General features: G+C 38.1%; 19 protein-coding genes and 1 other annotated feature. Of the genes, 18 read left to right on the plus strand and 1 reads right to left on the minus strand.

Annotated features, from left to right (window positions below):
- Positions 1 to 47 precede the first annotated feature (47 nt).
- From NYE67_RS07160 to NYE67_RS07240, 17 genes are all read left to right on the plus strand, one after another.
- Positions 48 to 1,565 (plus strand): aldehyde dehydrogenase family protein, encoded by a 1,518-nt coding sequence (locus tag NYE67_RS07160; protein ID WP_340727541.1) that lies wholly within the window; start codon positions 48 to 50, stop codon positions 1,563 to 1,565.
- Between the two features lie 50 nt (positions 1,566 to 1,615).
- Positions 1,616 to 2,818 carry an iron-containing alcohol dehydrogenase gene (locus NYE67_RS07165; protein WP_340727542.1) on the plus strand — a complete coding sequence of 401 codons (1,203 nt, stop codon included), beginning with the start codon at positions 1,616 to 1,618 and terminating at the stop codon, positions 2,816 to 2,818.
- Positions 2,819 to 2,895: 77 nt separating this feature from the next.
- The gene (locus NYE67_RS07170; protein WP_340729578.1) at positions 2,896 to 4,419 is read left to right on the plus strand and encodes a class I adenylate-forming enzyme family protein; all 1,524 of its coding nucleotides are present in this window, start codon (positions 2,896 to 2,898) and stop codon (positions 4,417 to 4,419) included.
- 151 nt (positions 4,420 to 4,570) lie between these two features.
- Complete coding sequence (locus NYE67_RS07175) at positions 4,571 to 5,332, plus strand: 3-hydroxyacyl-CoA dehydrogenase (RefSeq protein WP_340727544.1); 762 nt, start codon at positions 4,571 to 4,573, stop codon at positions 5,330 to 5,332.
- A gap of 12 nt (positions 5,333 to 5,344) precedes the next feature.
- Positions 5,345 to 6,139, plus strand: coding sequence for an enoyl-CoA hydratase/isomerase family protein (locus tag NYE67_RS07180; protein WP_340729579.1), 795 nt, complete (start codon positions 5,345 to 5,347; stop codon positions 6,137 to 6,139).
- Positions 6,140 to 6,240: 101 nt separating this feature from the next.
- The gene (locus NYE67_RS07185; RefSeq protein ID WP_340729580.1) at positions 6,241 to 7,341 is read left to right on the plus strand and encodes a CaiB/BaiF CoA transferase family protein; all 1,101 of its coding nucleotides are present in this window, start codon (positions 6,241 to 6,243) and stop codon (positions 7,339 to 7,341) included.
- A gap of 1,536 nt (positions 7,342 to 8,877) precedes the next feature.
- Positions 8,878 to 9,366, plus strand: coding sequence for a sigma-70 family RNA polymerase sigma factor (locus tag NYE67_RS07190; protein WP_191699368.1), 489 nt, complete (start codon positions 8,878 to 8,880; stop codon positions 9,364 to 9,366).
- Positions 9,359 to 10,348: an anti-sigma factor gene (locus tag NYE67_RS07195; protein WP_340729581.1), complete on the plus strand. Its 990-nt coding sequence runs from the start codon at positions 9,359 to 9,361 to the stop codon at positions 10,346 to 10,348. The genes NYE67_RS07190 and NYE67_RS07195 overlap by 8 nt, the downstream gene beginning before the upstream one ends.
- Positions 10,330 to 10,623 (plus strand): hypothetical protein, encoded by a 294-nt coding sequence (locus NYE67_RS07200; RefSeq protein ID WP_191699366.1) that lies wholly within the window; start codon positions 10,330 to 10,332, stop codon positions 10,621 to 10,623. The genes NYE67_RS07195 and NYE67_RS07200 overlap by 19 nt, the downstream gene beginning before the upstream one ends.
- Positions 10,624 to 10,694: 71 nt before the next feature.
- Positions 10,695 to 10,911: a binding site (T-box leader), on the plus strand.
- Between the two features lie 40 nt (positions 10,912 to 10,951).
- A complete protein-coding gene (gene argS / locus NYE67_RS07205) occupies positions 10,952 to 12,628 on the plus strand; it encodes an arginine--tRNA ligase (protein WP_340729582.1) in 1,677 nt (558 codons plus the stop codon).
- A gap of 371 nt (positions 12,629 to 12,999) precedes the next feature.
- Entirely contained in the window at positions 13,000 to 13,851 is an 852-nt protein-coding gene (locus tag NYE67_RS07210) for an alpha/beta fold hydrolase (protein ID WP_340729583.1), read from the plus strand.
- Positions 13,852 to 13,881: 30 nt separating this feature from the next.
- On the plus strand, positions 13,882 to 14,649 hold the full coding sequence (locus NYE67_RS07215) for a hypothetical protein (protein ID WP_340729584.1): 768 nt from the start codon (positions 13,882 to 13,884) through the stop codon (positions 14,647 to 14,649).
- A 25-nt stretch (positions 14,650 to 14,674) separates the two neighbouring features.
- Positions 14,675 to 15,256 (plus strand): GNAT family N-acetyltransferase, encoded by a 582-nt coding sequence (locus NYE67_RS07220; RefSeq protein ID WP_340729585.1) that lies wholly within the window; start codon positions 14,675 to 14,677, stop codon positions 15,254 to 15,256.
- A gap of 192 nt (positions 15,257 to 15,448) precedes the next feature.
- Entirely contained in the window at positions 15,449 to 16,519 is a 1,071-nt protein-coding gene (locus NYE67_RS07225; protein ID WP_340729586.1) for a 3'-5' exonuclease, read from the plus strand.
- 103 nt (positions 16,520 to 16,622) lie between these two features.
- Positions 16,623 to 17,459, plus strand: a complete 837-nt coding sequence (gene coaW, locus NYE67_RS07230) for a type II pantothenate kinase (RefSeq protein WP_340727560.1) — start codon at positions 16,623 to 16,625, stop codon at positions 17,457 to 17,459.
- Positions 17,460 to 17,586: 127 nt separating this feature from the next.
- Positions 17,587 to 17,985 (plus strand): MarR family winged helix-turn-helix transcriptional regulator, encoded by a 399-nt coding sequence (locus NYE67_RS07235; RefSeq protein WP_445683366.1) that lies wholly within the window; start codon positions 17,587 to 17,589, stop codon positions 17,983 to 17,985.
- A 5-nt stretch (positions 17,986 to 17,990) separates the two neighbouring features.
- The gene (locus NYE67_RS07240; protein ID WP_340729588.1) at positions 17,991 to 19,178 is read left to right on the plus strand and encodes an MFS transporter; all 1,188 of its coding nucleotides are present in this window, start codon (positions 17,991 to 17,993) and stop codon (positions 19,176 to 19,178) included.
- Between the two features lie 48 nt (positions 19,179 to 19,226).
- Here the strand turns inward: NYE67_RS07240 and NYE67_RS07245 are convergent, their stop codons facing one another.
- Positions 19,227 to 19,622 carry a ribonuclease HI family protein gene (locus NYE67_RS07245; RefSeq protein ID WP_340727563.1) on the minus strand — a complete coding sequence of 132 codons (396 nt, stop codon included), beginning with the start codon at positions 19,620 to 19,622 and terminating at the stop codon, positions 19,227 to 19,229.
- Between the two features lie 113 nt (positions 19,623 to 19,735).
- Here NYE67_RS07245 and NYE67_RS07250 point away from each other — a divergent pair, with 113 nt between their 5' ends.
- Complete coding sequence (locus NYE67_RS07250) at positions 19,736 to 19,927, plus strand: zinc-finger domain-containing protein (protein WP_191699357.1); 192 nt, start codon at positions 19,736 to 19,738, stop codon at positions 19,925 to 19,927.
- Positions 19,928 to 20,378 lie beyond the last annotated feature (451 nt).

Here is a 20,378-nt window from a genome sequence, read left to right on the forward strand (position 1 = left end):
CAAGATGCTTTACAGAATATCGTTTTTTATTTAAAGGGGGATGGAAGATGACGACAGAAGTACAAGTGAAGATTTTTCCACAGTTTATTAATGGTGAATGGACACCATCAGCTTCAGGTGAATTCTTTGATGTAATCAATCCGGCGACATCAGAGGTAGTTGCGAAAGTTTCAAAAGGAAATGCCGACGATGTGAACATGGCAGTTCAAAATGCGAAAGAAGTATTTGAATCCGGTGTTTGGTCAGGAAAAACTCAGGCAGAACGTGCCCAAATTATGATGCGGTTTGCGGGGAAGATTAAACAGCATGCACAGGAAATCATCTTTTTGGAAGGCATTAGTACTGGAGCGACACTGCGTAAACTAGGGGGGGCGGATATTCGTCAGTTAATACTGTCTCTTACACAGACGGCAGATTTATCACTGAAATATGAAGCGGTAAAGGCACTGCCTGTTAATGAACAACTAGGGGCGAATCGCAGCTTACTTGTTCGCGAGCCACTAGGGGTAGTGGCGGCTATTACGCCATTTAACTTCCCATTAGTATTGGCAATGTGGAAAATTGCACCAGCTATTGCTATGGGGAACTCCATTATTATTAAGCCAGCTTCAAATACACCATTAGGTACATTAAAGCTTGCCCAATTGGCAGTTGAAGCAGGTATTCCACCAGGTGTTATCAATGTCGTAACAGGTCCAGGGGCTGAAGTAGGTGATGCACTTGTAACACATCCGGATGTATCGAAGGTTGCGTTTACAGGATCTACAGAAGTAGGTCGGAAAATTATGGCGCAAGCTGCAGGTACAGTGAAGAAAGTTACGCTTGAACTTGGAGGGAAGGCTCCTGCAATTGTTCTTCCGGATGTTGATCTGGAAGTGGCTATTCCAGGAATTCTGCTCGGTGTATTTTTCCATTCAGGGCAAGTATGTGAAGCGAGTACACGTTTAATTGTCCATGAGTCCATTTATGATATCGTCGTTCATCAGCTAGCTGAAACGAGTAAGAAGATTAAACTCGGTCAACCGCTTGATATGGCTACAGGAATGGGACCAGTCATTTCTGAATCACAAATGAATAAAATTCTTGATTATATTCAATCCGGCATCGATGAGGGAGCAAGACTTGTATGTGGTGGTAAACGTGCAACAGAGCCGGGACTGGAGAATGGTTTCTTTATCGAGCCGACTATCTTTGCAGATGTTACAAATGATATGAAAATTGCACGAGAAGAAATATTCGGTCCAGTTCTTTCTGTCATTAAATATTCAACAGAAGAAGAGGCAATTGCCATCGCAAATGATACTGAATACGGATTAACAGGCGGCGTTTGGGGTCGTGATGTGACAAAAGCAAATGAAATTGCAACGAAAATTAAGGCCGGAACAATTTGGATTAATGACTGGCATATTTTCCGTACAGATGCTCCATTTGGTGGCTATAAGCAAAGTGGAGTTGGTCGTGAGCAAGGAGCACAAGTATTTGACGATTACACAGAGCTGAAAAATATTTGTACGTCATTAACGACAGAAAATTCGCAGCGCCCGGCTTTAGGTTTAATTTTCTAATCTGATTACGCCAAGGCGAAATAGATTAACAAAAAGAATGGAGAGATATGATGAAAACAACTTCTTATTTTGAATTCACTCATCGCCCTGAAATCCGAAGCGGCGCAGGTTCACACGTTTTAGTGCCGGATTTAATTCAAGGGTTAGGCGGAAAGCGTCCTGTATTATTTTCTGACAAAGGGTTAACAGATGCAGGCTTAACGCAAAAAATTAAGAGCTTATTTGATATGGTTCCGGGCATAAAGCTTGCTGGTGTATTTGATGATATTCAGCAGGATGCTAAATCGAGCAATATTAATAGAGGCTTGAAATATTTCAAAGAATGTAATGGTGACTCCATTATTGCTATTGGCGGGGGAAGTGTTTTAGATACAGCTAAAACAGTTAAATGGGCCCTCTATAATAAGGTGAATCAGGTGGAATATGTACTGACGGGGAATGTGTTGGAAGTTTGGCCAGATGCCAAGCCGTTAGGGATTCCGCACATTTCGATTCCGACAACTGCCGGTACGGGTGCTGAAATCTCCAGCATTTCAGTAGTATTCAATGAAATGCTGAACCTGAAATGCAATTTAATGAATCCGTATTTAACTTCAGATATTGCGTTGTTAGACCCGGATTTAACGGTTGGTTTACCGCCAAGAGTAACCGCTTTTACAGGTATGGACGCATTAACACATGCAGTGGAAGGGTTTTTCTCAACAAAAGCGACGAATTTTTCAGATGCGTTTGCCCTGCATGCGGCCAAAATTATTGTCGCAAATTTAACAACAGCAGTGCATGAAGGGAAAAACGTTGCAGCACGTGCGAATATGCTTCAGGCAAGTGCAATGGCGATTACAAGTTTCCAATCGGCAATGGCTAATATTCCGATCCACAATATAGCTCACACGTATGGTGCGAGATACGGCATTCCACACGGTTTAGCAAATGCTGTGTTAATGCCAAGTGTAATGAAAAACCTGTCTGGTGTGTATTTACCGAAAATTAATGCATTTGCCCCTGCGTTAGGTGTAGTTCCGAATGAGGCAAATCCTCAGGAAACATTGGATGAGTGCATTAATGTAATTGTTGAATTACGAAATGCTGTCAATTTACCTGCAAGCTTTGACGAGTTTAATATCGATGCAGCTGAGATTCCTCAACTCGTACCGGCTGTTCAAAATGACCCGTCTTCACTAAGTTTCCGAATTCCTGAAGATGTCATTGTTAACGTGTCTCAAGAAGTGATTAGTTCTAAGGTAAGTATTTAATTTAAAGAAAGCGCTCTTGAGGAGAGGGGGATTCCTCCTTTCCTTTGATTTATAAATTGAAAGTAGGAGGTTACATTATGAACATTGTTGAATTGCTTACTTCAACAACTTCTCGTTTGCCAAATCAACCTGTTATCCACTTCAAAAGAGCTCGACTTACTTATAAAGAATTACAAGAAAAAGTTTACAATATTGCAGGCGGTTTAAAAGATCAAGGTGTCAAAAAAGGGACGAATGTTGCGCTAATGATGACGAACCGTCCTGAGTACATCATTACGTATTTTGCTATTTTAGCAAATGGAGCTACGGTTGTTCCGATCAATCCCACCTTCAAGGAACAAGAAGTGACCTATATAGTAAATGACGCCGATGTTGAACTATTGATTATAGAAGACGCATCCAAGCCAGTAGTAGAAAATGCAATGGCCCAATTCAAAACAGTCGGAAAGATTATTAATTACAGCGATACAGAAGATGACCGATTTTTATCATGGCATCAACTGGAGACATCTTCCCCCATTTCCGAAATCATCCCACTTCATGAATCTGATGTAGCACAAATTATTTATACGTCTGGTACAACCGGTAATCCGAAAGGTGCCATGATTACCCATGGAAACTTAAATTGGATGGCAATTACTGCCGCTGTCTACAATCAGTTTGTTCCGAGTGATCGGGTTCTTTGTGTATTGCCATTATTCCATGCTTACGCAAAACTTCAAGGCTTCCTGGCGCCTATCGCTCATGGCTGTACGATTTATTTAGAGGAACGCTTCCATCCGGTAGAAACATTAAAAGCGATTGCAGAATATGAAATTACAATATTCCTAGGTGTACCAACAATGTATGCGTTTTTTGCCCAAGTTCCTCAATTAGTCGAGCAACTGGATTTCTCAAAACTGCGTACTGCCGGTTCTGGTGGAGCAAGCTTACCAGCGAAGCTATTGCATAAAACGAATGAATCTTTCGGTGTAAGTATTTCTGAAGGATACGGTTTAACAGAAAGTACGGTGATGCTTATGACAACGCATCGAAGCTTACCGAAGAAAGTCAATTCTGTAGGTATGCCGTTACCGGGAATTGATTTGAAATTGGTAGATCCTGAAGGTAATGAGGTTGTAAATCATGAAGTAGGAGAAATCCTATTTAGAGGTCCGAACATGATGAAGGGCTACTACAAAAAACCGGATGAGACAGCGAATGCGATTAAAGATGGCTGGTTGTATACAGGTGACTTGGCGTACCGTGATGAGGAAGGCTATCACTTCATTGTAGACCGTAAAAAAGACATTATTATTCGAGGCGGATTTAATATTTACCCTAGAGAATTAGAAGAACTTTTATATCAGCACCCGGCTATAGTAGAATGCTCTGTCATCGGAAGGCCCGACCCGGTATTCGGTGAAAAAACGGTTGCCTATGTCGTATCGAAGGACGCCGAGCTAACAGAAGAAGCAGTTCGAGACTACTGCAAAGAAAAGTTAGCCGAATACAAAGTACCGGATTATGTAAGCTTTATCGAAGAAATCCCGAAATCCGGAACAGGTAAAATCCTGAAAACGGCTTTAAAAGATTTAGATAAAAATGTACTTCCTAATTAAAACTACTTGGTTGGGGTTCATATAGTTTAGCTACAGCTTCAGTACATGAACTAGAACGCAGATAATGTCGTTATGGACTAATCGCGATTAGCGTAGGCCAAGCAATGACGAATGGGTTAATTATTGAACAGGAACGAGGAGTGGATAAAGAATGAATTTTGACCAAAAGGCAATTATCATTACCGGTGGTGGATCGGGATTAGGTGAAGCTACTGCACGCACAGTCGCGGCTGCAGGCGGTTATCCTGTTATATTGGACTTAAATGAAGAAAAGGGTCAAGCAATCGCAGACGAATTGAATGGCCTATTTTTTAAAACGAACGTTGTGAACGAAGAAGATGTACAACGGGCGATTAATGGCGCGGTAGAAAAATACGGCTCTATTCAAGGTGTTGTCAACTGTGCTGGGCTTGGTACATCAACACGTGTTGTCGGTAGAAAAGGCGTGTTTCCGTTAGATGAATTTAACTTTATTATACAAGTTAATTTAGTTGGAACATTTAATGTGATTCGTTTAGCCGCAGCTGCCATGATGACAAATGAAACGAATGATGATGGAGAGCGCGGTGTCATTGTTAACACTGCTTCTGTAGCTGCATTCGATGGGCAAATCGGCCAGGCTGCTTATTCTGCGTCGAAAAGCGGGATTGTAGGGATGACTTTACCGATAGCAAGGGATTTAGCAAGCTATGGCATTCGTGTCATGACGATTGCACCGGGGATTTTCAATACACCGTTAATGGGGAGAGCACCACAGGAACTAAAAGATGCTTTAGGCAAGCAAGTTCCTTTCCCACAACGTTTAGGTGATGCTACTGAATTTGCTCATTTAGTAAAAGCTATTTTTGAAAATCCAATGTTAAACGGTGAAACGATTCGACTCGACGGAGCAATTCGTATGGCCCCGAGGTAAGGAGGAAAACAGATGAACCTTGAAACAATGACGATAGAAGAGCTGGACTATGGTGTACATGTCGTAACGATTAATAATCCGCCAGCCAATACATTAAGTGCAGGAATTCAACGTGATTTACTGCAACTGCTAGAAGAAGTAGAAAATAATCAGGCATTCCGTGCGATGGTGTTTAAATCAGCGAATCCGAAAATCTTTATTGCAGGTGCCGATTTAGGCTCAATGGGAAGCACAAAAGAAAGTGTAGATATTGCGGAAAGCTCGAAACATGTACAGGATATTTTCAATCGTTTAGAAGCGTTGAAAGTCCCGACTATTGCTGCAATTAACGGTCATGCTTTAGGTGGTGGCTGTGAATTCGTGCTAGCTTGTGATTTTCGTATAATGGGTCAGGGCACAATTGGATTAACAGAAGCGTCTTTAGGTCTGTTACCGGGTGCTGGTGGGACGCAGCGTATGACGAGATTAGTAGGTGGAGCGAAAGCGCGGGAGTTAATGTATTTAAGCAAACGTTTAAAGGCGGAACAAGCGGCAGCGATTGGCTTAATTACAGAAGCGGTATCACCGGAAGAGGTAGAAGAAAAAGCGATCTCATTAGCGACAACTTTAGCTCAAAGTGCAGTAGGCGCTATTGGGCTAATAAAAGAAAGTATTTTAGCTGCCGAGGAATTATCGTTAGAACAAGGGTTATTAGTTGAACGAGAAGCTTTTGCAAAAACATTTACAACTGGTGAGGTAGAAGAAGGCATACGTGCATTCTTTGAAAAACGCCCTCCCAATTTTTTAAAGCCTGTAACAAATCAATAGCTATAACAAATGTGCGGCCGTTTTGAAAGTTAACCTTTCATTACGGCCCTGCTTTTTAGTGGAACTCAAAATGACTCGGATAATGAAAGGATGATAGTACTATGCTTTTACAAGGATTAAAAATATTGGATTTCTCCTCAATGCTGCCTGGTCCGTTTGCAACAATGATGTTAGCGGATCTCGGAGCAGAAGTTTTGCACGTCACGAAACCACTAGAAGGAAAGCAATGGGACAAAGATGATTATTTACAGCGTTCTAAAAAATCAATTGCTGTTGATTTGAAATCGCCGGAAATAATTGCTTCGTTAAAAGAACTTGTAAAGGAATACGATATTGTCGTTGAACAATTCCGACCAGGTGTTATGACACGCCTTGGTCTAGGTTACGAAGTGCTTAAAGAAGTGAATCCAAGGTTAATTTATTGTTCCATTACCGGTTACGGCCAGACAGGTCCATACCGCGATCGGGCTGGACATGATATTAACTATGTGTCGATGTCGGGTATCCAAGGTTATTCTGGGACAAAAGAAGGTGGCCCTGCAAATTTAGGCATTCAGTTGGCTGATTTGGCAGGTGGGTCATTGCATGCTGTAATCGGCATTTTATCGTCTGTCATTTACCGGAACTGTACTGGAGTCGGGCAACATCTTGATATTAGCATGACGGATTGTGCTTTAACGTTAAATGCGTTATTTGCACAGGATTACTTAGTACAAGGAAAACCACTTCAGCGTGAAGAACTGTTGTTAAATGGTGGCTCGTTTTATGGCTATTATGAAACGATGGATGGCCGCCACATTTCTGTTGGCAGTCTCGAGCCGAAATTCAGAAAGCAGTTATGCGAGGCGATTGACCGTCCGGATTTGCTTCCATTGGCGATGAGTTTTAAACCAGCTGATGATGTGAAGTTAAAAAAGCAGCTGCAACAAGTATTTTTACAGAAGACGTTTAATGAATGGCAAACGATTTTCACGCAAGTAGATGCTTGTGTAGAGCCGATTTTAAGCTTTGAAGAAGCAGTAAATCATCCACTTTTCGTAGAACGTGAAATGTTTGTAGATGTGGCAAAGCCGGATGGTACTACACAAAAGCAAATGGCCTGTCCGATTAAGTCCGATATTTTTAAAGCAACTTATAAAGCAATCGGTGTGAAGACAGGGACACATAATGAGGAGATACTGGGGATTCCTTTAATTAGATAGAGGATTTATTATGATATAAAGCTGATTTAAGGGTGCCTTCTTTTTTGGAGGGTGCCCTGAGATTTTAGATGAATTCTTAAAAAGTGTTGTTTAAAATTTACATTAACCTTGAACTGTTGATTTCCATTCCGGGACCGATGCTTTCCCCGGGCACGGCTCCAGCTAACTAAATTGTGCCTACAACGGCAGGCACAATTTAGTGGATCTTCCGCGCGTGCTGTTCCCGGTGGAGTCACGGTCCCTCCATTACAATCAACTTATTCGTCACTTTAAATAAAGTGAAATAAACTATCTACCATGATTAGTTATCAATTCGAATCAATGAACTTAAACCAACTTATTCCTGCTAATGGTCTCGAGAGTTTGTCTCTTGAGACCTTTTGCATGGGAAAAAATTTGTTATTATCATAGATGAGGATTTTTGATTCCATTTTTATGGTTCATCACCATAAGTTGGGGATGACAAAATTGAAAAATAATATTTTTAATTAAGTCCGTTCTGCTACGCTACGGGGAAAACGCGTTGAAGCAAGTGTTTTTGAAGCTCGCGTCCGTTGTACTACGTTCCGGGGCAGGCTTTCCGGGCGGCGTGGCTCCAAAGCTTTTTTCAAAAGCTTTGCGACAAAAGCGGCAGCGACAGGAGCAACTATTTTCCGCGCACGCTTAATCGCCAAGGAGTCTGCCCCTACACTTCGCACAACTCTTTTCGTTGAAGCAAGTATTTTGGCGGCTCACCCTCCGCTCCGTGTCACTCTACTTGGGATAAATGATTTCTGCAAAAAATGAAGATATAAAATAGAGAATTTCCGCTCTCCGCCGCCTCGCGATAGCGCAAGCGGCTTGATTGGGTGTTTTTTACTTCACTTTATAACGAGGGCAAAATTTTGAGATTGGTGGGCCTCGCAAACGGCAATAAAGGCAGTGATAAAGACACTTCACGTGGCTTTAGCGCTGTCTTGCCGTAGCCCACCAATCAATCAAGTGAAATTTTATTAGAAAAGCAACCCCATGTTATGGTGATGACCCATTTTTATTTATTTTTACCTAGTATTAGTCGATTATTAATTTTAATGTAGTGTGTAACTTTGAATTAACTAAGTTGGACGAGCGCTTCTCGGGAGATTGAATTGTTTAATGAGGTAAATAGAGGAATGATTTTCCCTTATTTAAAAAATAAAGTAAAAAATAGTGAAAATAAGGGAAGGGAATTCCTTTATTGGACTAAAAAACATGAGATTTCGTGATTTTATTTAAAATAACGGTAAAACGTTCCCTTATTTATCCAAAAATGAGCAACATCATTTAAATAACGGTAAAATCTTCCCTTATTTCTTTACCTATTTTTTCTCTTTTAGTTAAGTCGTTTCAATATTCGCATCAGATTCACTGAGAATATCGTACGAGTAATTTTCTTGATTTTTCAGTGCTCATAATATGGGTGAATTTACCGGTTAATTAAATTAATAGAAATATTTTTACAATAAACTGCAACTTTATAGTGCATTTAATCGAGGATAGGGTGAAAGGTGGGAAGTAATGAAGCTGGAACAAATCTATTCGTTGTATGTAAAAGATTTATATAATTATTTATTCTCTCTTTGCCGCCATACGCAGACGGCTGAGGATTTATTGCAGGATACATTTTATAAAGCCCATGTAACATTACTTGCTCAGCCAATTAAAGAACTCAAACCTTGGCTCTTTAAAGTCGCATATTACACGTATATCGATTATTGCCGAAAAGAAAAACGTAGTGAGCCATATGAGGAGATTGTACGAATCGATCATGCAACACCTGAGACGATTTATATGCAGGAGGACAGTTTTACAACTCTTTTAAATTTATTGGACCAATTGACACCAATTGAAAAGCAGGCGATTTTGTTGTGTGATGTGCAGGATTGTACGAATGAACAGGCAGCGGAAATTTTGGACTTGAAGCTTAATACGCTAAAAAGTCATTTGTTAAGAGGGCGAAAAAAAATGAGATCTATTATCGAAAAGGGGGGCATTAAAAATGGATGAGTATGAAAAATTAATTGCGAACTCAAAAAAACAGCAATTGTCCGATTCGCAGCAACAAAAGCTAAATCAACAGATGAGACGTTCTGTTTCACTTTCTAAAATGAATTTGATGGTAGGTACGATTACCATTATTTTAATGATTCTTCCTGTCAGCTATATTTTTACTTTTCTTTATTACGCATTTGGTACAAAATCGACAACTTTAATGGATGTAACGAGTCAGACTTTATATGTGACGGAGCCGAATACATCTCTTGAGGAAATAGAATTTGATATGGAATTTTTCCCATTTTCAATGCAGCTGGAGTTTGACCAGTATAAGCGTATAGGGAAGGAAGATTATAAAGTTAATAATTACGATATGCGCTATACACTAGGAAATTTAACGAAAAAAGAAGTGAGTTCCCAATTGGAGCGTGTCCAAAGGAAAAACCCAAATGAAACAAGTCCGTGGCTCACACATCCTAAAAATCAATCTGAGGTAGATACGTGGAGGGAGTGGGAAGTTTTAAGAGGTTTGCCGGATGAAACGGTTGTGGAAGCGTATATTTCCTTCCATGACTTGCATACAGTCGATGAAATCCGAAGCAGCTTTCCAAATGTAGATGTTGTTTGGGCGGCAGTTGATACGGGTGTAGAGGAGAAAAATCTGAGTAAAGATGGCGATGTCGTATCACCAATCGGTTATCCCGTACAGGTCGATAATACGACTTGGTCACCTTTTAGAGATGCTTACAGTAATGAGCAGGTGTTTATTGATATATTAAACTATATTGTGCAATATGAGGACTTAGCTACAAAGATATCGAGCCATAAAAATTTAGAACTGGCTGAGCGAATTGACTACATTAATAAAAACGGGATTAAAACCTATGGGGTAGTTGTAACAGGACCCAAAAATGAAATTGAAAAACTAGAGGATATAAACTTAATCCGTAAAATTAAGTTAGGTGAGGTGAAATTATGGAACTGGACAAATTAAAGAAGCTGCAAATACCGGTAATTGCAGGATGGATTTCGGTTGCTAGTGGGCTTTTCACATTATTATTACTAAATATAAGTATGCTAACAAATGATTCTATTTTATTTGAGTATTTCAGCCTTATTTTAGGAATTGGCTTTATATTTGCTTGGCCGGCCATCTTTTCAAAGAAATCACGTTTTTTAGGTGTATGGGCATTAGGGATTATTCTGTTTTTAACAATATTCTTCTTTAGTATATTTTTACTTGGATGGATCATTGTACCATTCCCTTGAGGTGTTTATTAATCTGAATAGTACAAATTTGGATTGACACCGCATTAAGTTAATGGATATAATTCTATAAATTAAATTCGATGAAAAAGACAGTAATTTACATAAATTTTGATTAGCGAGCCGGGGAAGGTGAAAGCCTGGTGCAAAATATGTAAATGAAACGCACTTTGGAGAAGCAACCTGAAATGAAGTAGGGAAGCCGGGGAGTCACCTCGTTAGCAATGGAAAGTGGTCACAAATTGTGGCAACTAGAGTGGTACCACGGGATTCCTCGCTCTCGTCTCTAATATTGGAGACGAGGGCTTTTTATATTGGAGGGGAATAGCTGATGAACAGAAAAATTGCGGAAATTTTACTGCAGGCAGTAGAACATGATTTCACATTAAATGAAATCGAAACGTTATTAGAAAAACCAAAGTATGAACACCTAGGAGATGTCGCGTTTCCATGCTTTACATTGGCAAAGAAATTCAAAAAATCACCGAATGTCATTGCAGAAGAAATAAGTAGCAACATCAACGATCTATTTATTCAAAAGGTTCAAGTTGTTGGCGGCTATATTAATTTATTTGTAAATAAACTAAAAGTAACAAAAGAGGTATTAGGAGAAATTGCATTAGTAAAGGAAACGTATGGTCAAAAACAAGGTAACAATGAAAATATTGTAATCGATTTTTCATCACCTAACATTGCCAAGCCATTTTCAATGGGACATTTACGTTCTACCGTTATTGGGAATGCACTTGCAAACATTGCGGAGAAAAATGGCTATGAAGTGATACGTGTCAATCATTTAGGTGATTGGGGTACACAATTCGGAAAGTTAATTGTCGCATACCGACTATGGGGCAAAAAAGAACAAGTGGAAGCTGCACCGATTGAGGAACTTTTAAAGTTATATGTAAAGTTCCATGACGAAGCGGAAAAGTGTGAAGATTTAAATAATCAAGCAAGAGCCGCCTTTAAAGCACTGGAAGAAAATGAACAAAGCGCACTAGAATTATGGAATTGGTTTAAACACGCTTCTTTAAAGGAGTTTATGCAAATTTATGACCAACTTAATATTCAATTTGATGCATATGAAGGAGAAGCTTTTTATAATGACAAAATGCAGGCAATTGTCGATGAATTAAAAGATAAACAGTTACTAACACAATCGGATGGTGCGAATGTCGTCCTTCTAAAAGATATGCCTCCTTGCTTAATTACGAAGCAAGATGGGGCCACATTATATGCAACACGGGATTTAGCAGCTGCCTTTTATAGACAGGCAAACTTTAAGCCATCAAAAATCTATTATGTAGTAGGAAATGAACAAACACTACATTTTAAACAAGTATTTAAAGTTATTGAGAAAATGGGCTATTCATGGTCAAAAAATTTACAGCACGTCCCATTTGGCATGATGCTTAAAGACGGCAAAAAGATGTCTACACGGAAAGGAAGAGTGATTCTTCTAAAAGATGTATTAAAGGAAGCAGTAGAAACGGCCTCTAAAAATATTGAAGAGAAAAATCCGAGTTTACGAAATAAGCAGGAGATTGCCAAGCAGGTTGGAATTGGTGCAGTTATATTTAATGATTTAAAAAATTATCGCTTGAACGATATTGAGTTTTCATTACAGCAAATGTTGAATTTTGAAGGGGAAACAGGGCCATATGTGCAATATACGCATGCTCGTATTTGTTCTATTTTAAAGAAAGTTCAATTTACGCTTAATGAAGCAGTAACGGTAAAGGAGCTGGAGGAATCAGCTTGGGGAATCGTTTTGCTGCTCCAGCAATATCCACAGGTTATTTCAGATAGCCTTGAGCAGGCGGATCCTTCCATAGTGGCGAAATATGTACTGCAATTAGCACGAGTATTTAATAAATATTATGCTCATACAAAAATATTAGTTGAAGATGACCAAAGGGAAAGCCGTTTAGTATTATGCTTTGCTGTGGCGACAGTTTTGAAGGATGGTATGAGACTGTTAGGGGTGCAATCTCCGGAAAGTATGTAAGTAAAGAGGTGCTGGAGCATAAATAGAAAACTTTTTTTATTGAGCAGAATATGTTTAATAAAAACAAGCTGTATCAAAATTGGTTGAAGTGAAGGGTCGACTCCAGCGGGAACAGCACGATGCCTGAGACTACAGGCTCAGGCCGTGCCCGCGGAAAGCGTACCCGGAACGGAAACCAATTTTCCGCATATCCAAAAAATACAATTTTTCTCCGCGGAGAAAAATTGTATTTTTGTTTTGCCCAAGCCTCAACCCCTTCTTCTTATGAAATGCGAAGGGAGAAATAGTTAAAATTTCCAATTGGCATTGTGTAAGGTGGAAAACTATGCGAAAATTTATTTGAATATTTAAAATTCGCAAGGGGGATTATTATGTGGGAACAGCAGTTAATACATACCGAGAATGGAGTTTTCGAAGTTTTTACAAAGGGGGAAGGCAGTCCGCTATGTGTAACTCATTTATATAGTGAGTACAACGCTAATGGGAACCGGTTTGCTGAAATGTTTGTACCATTTTACAAAGTATATTTAGTGAATTTACGTGGCTGTGGCAAATCAACAGATGATTTAACGGCATTTAACTATAGCATGCAGGATAGTGTAGAAGATTTAGAGGCAATACGTAAAACGCTCGGACATAAGACATGGGGCTTTGCCGGACATTCAACAGGAGGAATGCTTGCATTAAAATATGCCATTTTACATCCGTTAAGTGTGGATTTTATTGTAGCTGGCGGTCTTTGTGCATCTTCTGACTATATGCATCATCCTGGAAGCGTTTATTGCAAGGAAAACCCTAACAATAAAAGAATTCTAGAAATTTTAGCCATGCTGAAAGATCCAGCTTCAACAGTGGAACGAAGACAAGCGGGCTCTAAAGAATGGGCACTAATGTCTTTATATAAAGAACAAAGCTTTGAGAATATGGTGAGCCGTCCGAACAGCGGAAAAACAGTATCGAAAAGATTGGACTATTTTTCGTATGACGAGTTGCCTACGTTTGATTTACGACCACAACTACCGAATGTCAAAACAAAAGCCTTTATATATGGAGGCTTATATGATGCACAATGTCCATACGAATACGCAGTGGAAGCTGCGGAATTATTACCAAATGCGACTTTGACGACGTTTAGTGAAAGTAATCATCATCCTTGTATCGAGGAAGAAGAAAAGTTTGCCAAATTTGTTCAGGAAATTTTTCAGGGCGTTCCAAACAGTTGAAATTGAAAATTAAAATAGGAGTACAGCTATATGTATATGGAAACTGATAGAGAGCGGTATTTTCAAGACGTTATTATAAAAATACAGGCGATTAACGTGGTAGAAGGAATTATTCAACTAGGTTCAGGAACGATAGGCTACAGTGATCAATTTTCCGATATTGATTTAATGGTAGCAACTACAGAACAAGTGGATGTAGCGAAAGATTTAATAAAGACTGAGCTACAAAATATGGGGTCATTTTTCATTAAAGAAGGCAAGTTCAGTGATCAAATTCTTTTACTTATTCCTTTTTACGAAAACGGTTTAGAGATGAATATTTCAGTATTACCAACTTCATTTTTAAACGTAAAATCGCCTTTATGGAAATTAATATTCGATCGTAACGGGGAAGTACTGCCGAAAATGCTGGAGGAACACGAAAATTTTCAGAAGCTAGAACAGCCTTACATAAAAAAGTTCGATATAGTTTTTGAGTTTGCCTATCATTTAAGAAAGTTGCACATTGAGCTTCAGCGTGGAAATGACATCTTTGCTATGAAAATGCTGGTGATGCTGCGGGAGTTTACTTTAACTGTCCAAATATTAAATGAACAAAAGAAGTTACATCAATTTAAGGCATATCATACGTTAGAGGAAGACTTTGTAAAACAACTAAAGAAGAGCTATCCGTCAACAACAGACAGCTCCGACATTATGGCAGCTGCCAAGTTAGTTACACAGTTATTTAAAGACACGATACAGAAAAATGAGATATTCGATTTTGATGAGCAATTGTTTAAAATTGCAGAAATCTAGATCCCCGAAAAGGAAGGTAGATCCTATGAAAAATATACTTTTAGAAAATGACATTGTCATATTAAGACCTATTGAAATCGGGGATATCGAAGGCATAAGGAAAGCCGCTAACGATGAGCGGATTTGGGAGCATATGTCGGTTAGTTTACTTGATCTTGCGTCGGTGGAAAGCTATGTAAAAAATGCTATCGCAGATCGTGAAAAAGGTATTACCTATACTTTTGTTGTAATTGAAAAGAAAACGAATAGGATCGTTGGTTGTACGTCTTTTCTTGATATATCACTCCCTCATAAACGAATTGAAATAGGTTCAACATGGTACCAACCAAGTGTGTGGCGTTCAGCAATTAATACAAATTGTAAGTTTTTATTGCTTCAGTACGGCTTTGAGGAACTCCATTTGAACCGCATTCAGATTAAAACAGGGCATGAAAATATCCGTTCACAACAAGCAATTGAACGAATTGGCGCAGTGAAAGAAGGGATTTTGCGCAATCATATGATTCGAAAAGAAGGGACAATTCGCCATACTGTCATGTATAGCATAGTTGCAGAAGAGTGGGAAAAGGTGAAGGCAAAGTTTACTCAGGAATTATTAAATCCGTGAGACGAAATCTTTTAATATAGAAGAAATTTTATTATGGGAGATAGATAATCTACCAACATAAAATACATGTTTTTTATCTTTTAGCATTATTAATGCAGAATATACGAACATACCGTGTCAGACGCTGTTTTTTCATATACAATAGAAAGAGCATTATTTTCTTTTGAATAGGAACGGTTATTAAAATAGTAGGTGAAAAATTTGGGAAGAACAAAAACATATATAAGTATAGATATAGAAGCCGCCCTGATTCGAGGGAAGCAATATATTATCGAAATAGGTGCAGTTAAATGGTTGCCTGATGGTACGACCGAAACTTTTACACAGTTAATCCAACCATACAAGTTTAAAAGGCTAAATGTACATATTCAAAAATTAACGGGTATTACAACAGAACAATTACTGGATGCGCCGTCATTTAAAGAAGCGTTTTATAAATTTAAACGCTGGTGTAAACAGGATTATATATTTTTGACATTTGGGGAATTTGATCGGAAAGTGCTAGAAGAGGAGCTTTCACGCAATTACATAAAAAATGATTGTCTATATCCAATGATTGATTTTCAACAAAAGTATATGATTGCTAAAGGTATAAAAGAGCAACCGTCATTAGGTGGATTAATGGCAGAGCTCGGTTTGGAAAATGAAACACAGCATCGCGCTTTAGCAGATGCAGCTAGTCTTCTTTCAATTTTTATGGAAGTAGACGGGGAAAAATTGATTGAACAGCAGCAAACAGACGATTTTTTATTAGTATTAACGAATTTACGCATGCTTGAAACAACATATGAATTAGTGATTTCGACTACATATTGCAAAGTAGAGGACGAGCAAGTACATATACAATCCATGCAAACATTTCGAGATGAACTTCCTTTTACAGTTTATACAGTGGAACAACAAAATGAAGATGGGGAAGTTACAACAATAGAAAGAATCATTATTAAGCCAAATGAGCAGGCAAAACAGCTGTTGCAGCAAATTTCACAAGATGCAATGGGCAAAATATTAATTTCACGTACACCACTTAGGTCTATGTCCAAAATTTTAAAGCTGCACAATGTGGCATTACCAAAAACAGAAGTGATGACCTTAACAAATCTATTGAAAAAAGAAGAGATTATAGCTAAATTCCATTTAGTAGAAGAATCTACGCATTCCTACGAGGCAAAAATTTTACGCTTATTGCGCAAGTATGAACATGTATTTGTTGAAGAGTTTCATAAACGTGCTTTAATCGAAAAGGATATAATTCAAGTATAATAAATTCTCCGATAGTAGGAGAATTTTTCTTTATTGCAGAAGTCCATTAAGTTATGATAGGGTAGTACGAATTACTCGTTGGAATGATAAAGGAGATTATTTTATGTCAACATGGATTGGAATTGATACAGGGGGTACGTTGACAAAGCTTGCCTATATGAATGATCAGCAGGAGCTTACATTGACAGTCTTTCCATCTAATGAAATGCATTTAGTTAGAGAATGGTTGGAAAAACATCCTCAAGTAGAAGAAATCGGCTTGACAGGAGGCCGAACTGAGCAATTACGAGATGTTTTAAAAACGATGAAATCGATTCAATATATTGTAGAGTTTGAAGCAACATTAAAAGGTGTGCGCTATTTATTGGAAAAAGAAGGTCATTCCATCTCTCAAAGTATTATTACCAATATCGGTACGGGGACATCAATTCATTATATGGATGGGAATTCCCATCAGCGTGTTGGAGGTACTGGTGTAGGTGGGGGTACGTTAATTGGACTTGCCACAATTATGACAGGTATTTCTGATTTTGATGAGATTAAATCTAATGCTTTTGAAGGTAGCCGTGATGGAATCGATTTACTTGTGAAGGATATATACCAAGGAATGGATACACCGATTGACGGAAATTTAACAGCTAGCAACTTCGGTAAAGTTGGTATTACAGAGCAACGTGAATTTGACCAAAATGATGTTTTGGCAACAACTCAAGGACTGATTGGCGAAGTAATCTCAACTTTAAGCATTCAGCTAGCAGAGCAACATAATACGGATTATATTGTATACATTGGTTCGACATTAATAGACAACATACAGCTAAAAAAGGTAATAGAGCATTATACAATTTTAAAAAAGCATAAACCGATATTTTTACAAGATTGCGGATTTTCAGGTGCTATTGGTGCACTAATAAATATTCGTGAGCACCATAAAATATAATTTGAAGCATTTAAGCTAGTAAAATAGTTTAAATGCTTTTTTTTTAATCTTACTTTACATAATGTTTACATAGGCGTAACATATGAATAAACTATTTAATTAGGTAAATAAATCGGGGGTAAATATGTTGAATGAGTTATTTCACATGTTTTTTCAACAAAATCGTTATTTAGTCAATAAATTAAATGAAGTATTAAAACCACATGGTCTTTATAGTTCACAATGGTCAATCCTCTATTTACTGCACCAAAATGGACCAATGTCACTGACTGCAATTTGGAAATATTTAAATGTGGAAGCACCAACTGTGACAAGAACGGTTAATCGTTTGGAATCTCTAGGCTGGGTTGAAAGACTGTATGCGATGGATAAGCGCGAAAAAATGATTTTCTTAACAAAGAAAGGGTTGGAGCAGTTTCGGCCCATTGAAGCGTCTGTTCGATCGTTTGAACAGGAAATAGAGAAAAAGTTATCATACGAAGATCAGGAACTCCTAAAGGGGATACTTAAAAAGATAGAAGGTTAATGGAAATGGAGCAACAAAATCAACAGAACAAAATTTTTACTAAACAATTTATTAGCTTATTTTTTACAAACATGTCCGTTTTCTTTGTGTTTTACGGTCTAATCACGACATTGCCGCTATATGCAATCGGTGTGCTGGGAAAATCGGATGATGATTCAGGATTACTCGTTACAGTATTTTTAATCTCGGCAATAATTGTCAGACCGTTTTGCGGAAAATTACTAGAAGTATTTGGGAAGAAGAGGCTGCTTATAGTCAGTCTTGCCTTTTATTTAGCGTGCACCATATTATATATTTTCTTTAAACCGTTTATTTTATTGCTGGCACTAAGATTTTTCCAAGGAATATGGTTTAGTATTGCTACAACAGCATCAGGCTCGTTGGCAGCAGATATTATTCCTGCTAAACGTAAAGGAACAGGCTTAGGCTATTTTACAATGTCAACGAATTTGGCAGTAGTATTCGGGCCATTTATCGGGTTACTTATTATCCAATACGCAAGCTTCAATGTGCTGTTTATTGTGTTATCTGCTTTTGTTGCGGCTGGCGGTTTGCTGGCATTAACATTACCGGTAGAAGAAAATTATGTAACACCCGTACAGGGGAGTAAATTCAAATTTTCATTTAATGATTTATTTGAAAAAAGAGCATTGCCGACTGCTGCCATAGCGTGTTTAATCGCATTTTCGTATGCCAGCATTTTGTCTTTTTTATCGTTATATGCAGAAGAACGAAATTTACTTACAGTAGCAAGTTATTTCTATGCTGTGTTTGCAGTCGCGATGATTGCAGTTCGGCCGTTTACAGGGAGAATCTATGATACATTCGGAGCAAAATACGTTATAATCCCATCGTTCTTCCTCTTTAGTATTGGTTTAGTAATACTTGCCAATGCTCAGCAGGCAATACCGTTTTTATTGTCGGCCATCTTTATAGGGATCGGATATGGGACATTAACAACGAGTTTTCAATCTTTATGCATCCAGTCGACTTCACCTATGCGAAGCGGATATGCAACAGCTACGTACTTTACGTTATTCGATATAGGGATAGCAGTTGGCTCGTATGTTTTTGGGGTTGTAGCAGTAGCTGCAGGCTATAAGACCGTTTATATGAGTTCAGCGGCTTTAGTTTTCCTTGTGTTAGTGATTTATATGATGACGCATAGAAAACTTCAAAATCAATCGGAATAGTACAAAAACGATTCATTTACACCTTAGCTGGATAAATGAATCGTTTTATTATTGGTCTGTATTTTTTAATATTGCTTCACGTGCAAGGGCGTCTGCGGCTTTATTTTCTTTATCAGGAATCCATTTAATAAAATAAAGATCAAACTGTTCAATAAGTGCCAGTGCTTCCAATAAAAACGGTTTAAATTCTTCATTTTTAACATATTCTTTTTCAATGGAGCTCACTACAATCTTTGAATCCGAGCGCATTGATACGAAGGTGGCACCAATTTTCAGCGCTTCTTCCAATCCTCTTATTAGCGCAGTAAATTCAGCTATGTGATTATTCGTCATACCTATTGGTTCACTTATTTTTATATGATGACCTTCACCTTTGATAAAAATGCCAATCCCGCTTGGTCCAGGATTACCGGCACTTGCACCATCAATGTATACTTCCAGCATAAAACCGCTCCTTTTTAATTTGCTTATATTTAGTATAGCAAAACACTTGAAAGTTGGAGAAAAATTAAAAATAGCGTACAATAGAAAATCATATTTAAAAGGAGGTACATGAATTGAATAAAGTGGATGTGATGAAAGACATTGATGAATTAATGGATACTTATTGTTCAGACTGTCTAGTCATTCGTGACCTTCGTAAGGAACGTGGAAAACACGGTGCACATCGTTTTTGTATCGAGTCTTGTACAGTTGGGGAACAACTTCAATTTCTAGGACAAGAAATGATGAAAATTTATGAAAAATAACATTTTGTTGCTATCGTACTATTGAATGATAATGTTTTTTTGATATAATGAATAAGTATTTCTTATTTACCTATTATAAATCTCTGGTACAGATTTATGCAAAGTAGGTAAAGCCAATCAACGGAGTGGTTTCCGTTGAAAAGTCTCTTCATTTTTATCCCTTTTATGAAAAAGGGAAAGGAACAATTTGCAATGAGCTGCGCATAACAGCCCATTTGCAAATTGTTTTTTATTATATTTAAATAGTAATTTTACCCTTATATTTAAAAAATAAGGTTATTATGAAAACATTGGACTTATCACCATTTTGTGGGGTTATTTTTTATGGAAATTTTCTTAATTGATTTGTGGGCTTTGGCAAGACAGCGCTAAGGCTACGTGATTAAGTACATTCTTTAGTGCCTTCCTAAAAATAAGGGAATATTTTACCGCTATTTGAAGGGTGGAGCTC

This window comes from Solibacillus sp. FSL W8-0474 (genome assembly GCF_038004065.1).
In the GTDB taxonomy this organism is placed as follows: Bacteria; Bacillota; Bacilli; order Bacillales_A; family Planococcaceae; genus Solibacillus; species Solibacillus faecavium.

Excerpts from the sequence above, each read along its gene's own strand:
- NYE67_RS07160 (WP_340727541.1), top strand. The coding sequence starts at position 48 with ATGACGACAGAAGTACAAGTGAAGATTTTTCCACAGTTTATTAATGGT.
- NYE67_RS07165 (WP_340727542.1), top strand. The coding sequence starts at position 1,616 with ATGAAAACAACTTCTTATTTTGAATTCACTCATCGCCCTGAAATCCGA.
- NYE67_RS07170 (WP_340729578.1), top strand. The coding sequence starts at position 2,896 with ATGAACATTGTTGAATTGCTTACTTCAACAACTTCTCGTTTGCCAAAT.
- NYE67_RS07175 (WP_340727544.1), top strand. The coding sequence starts at position 4,571 with ATGAATTTTGACCAAAAGGCAATTATCATTACCGGTGGTGGATCGGGA.
- NYE67_RS07180 (WP_340729579.1), top strand. The coding sequence starts at position 5,345 with ATGAACCTTGAAACAATGACGATAGAAGAGCTGGACTATGGTGTACAT.
- NYE67_RS07185 (WP_340729580.1), top strand. The coding sequence starts at position 6,241 with ATGCTTTTACAAGGATTAAAAATATTGGATTTCTCCTCAATGCTGCCT.
- NYE67_RS07190 (WP_191699368.1), top strand. The coding sequence starts at position 8,878 with ATGAAGCTGGAACAAATCTATTCGTTGTATGTAAAAGATTTATATAAT.
- NYE67_RS07195 (WP_340729581.1), top strand. The coding sequence starts at position 9,359 with ATGGATGAGTATGAAAAATTAATTGCGAACTCAAAAAAACAGCAATTG.
- NYE67_RS07200 (WP_191699366.1), top strand. The coding sequence starts at position 10,330 with ATGGAACTGGACAAATTAAAGAAGCTGCAAATACCGGTAATTGCAGGA.
- argS (WP_340729582.1), top strand. The coding sequence starts at position 10,952 with ATGAACAGAAAAATTGCGGAAATTTTACTGCAGGCAGTAGAACATGAT.
- NYE67_RS07210 (WP_340729583.1), top strand. The coding sequence starts at position 13,000 with ATGTGGGAACAGCAGTTAATACATACCGAGAATGGAGTTTTCGAAGTT.
- NYE67_RS07215 (WP_340729584.1), top strand. The coding sequence starts at position 13,882 with ATGTATATGGAAACTGATAGAGAGCGGTATTTTCAAGACGTTATTATA.
- NYE67_RS07220 (WP_340729585.1), top strand. The coding sequence starts at position 14,675 with ATGAAAAATATACTTTTAGAAAATGACATTGTCATATTAAGACCTATT.
- coaW (WP_340727560.1), top strand. The coding sequence starts at position 16,623 with ATGTCAACATGGATTGGAATTGATACAGGGGGTACGTTGACAAAGCTT.
- NYE67_RS07240 (WP_340729588.1), top strand. The coding sequence starts at position 17,991 with ATGGAGCAACAAAATCAACAGAACAAAATTTTTACTAAACAATTTATT.
- NYE67_RS07245 (WP_340727563.1), bottom strand. The coding sequence starts at position 19,622 with ATGCTGGAAGTATACATTGATGGTGCAAGTGCCGGTAATCCTGGACCA.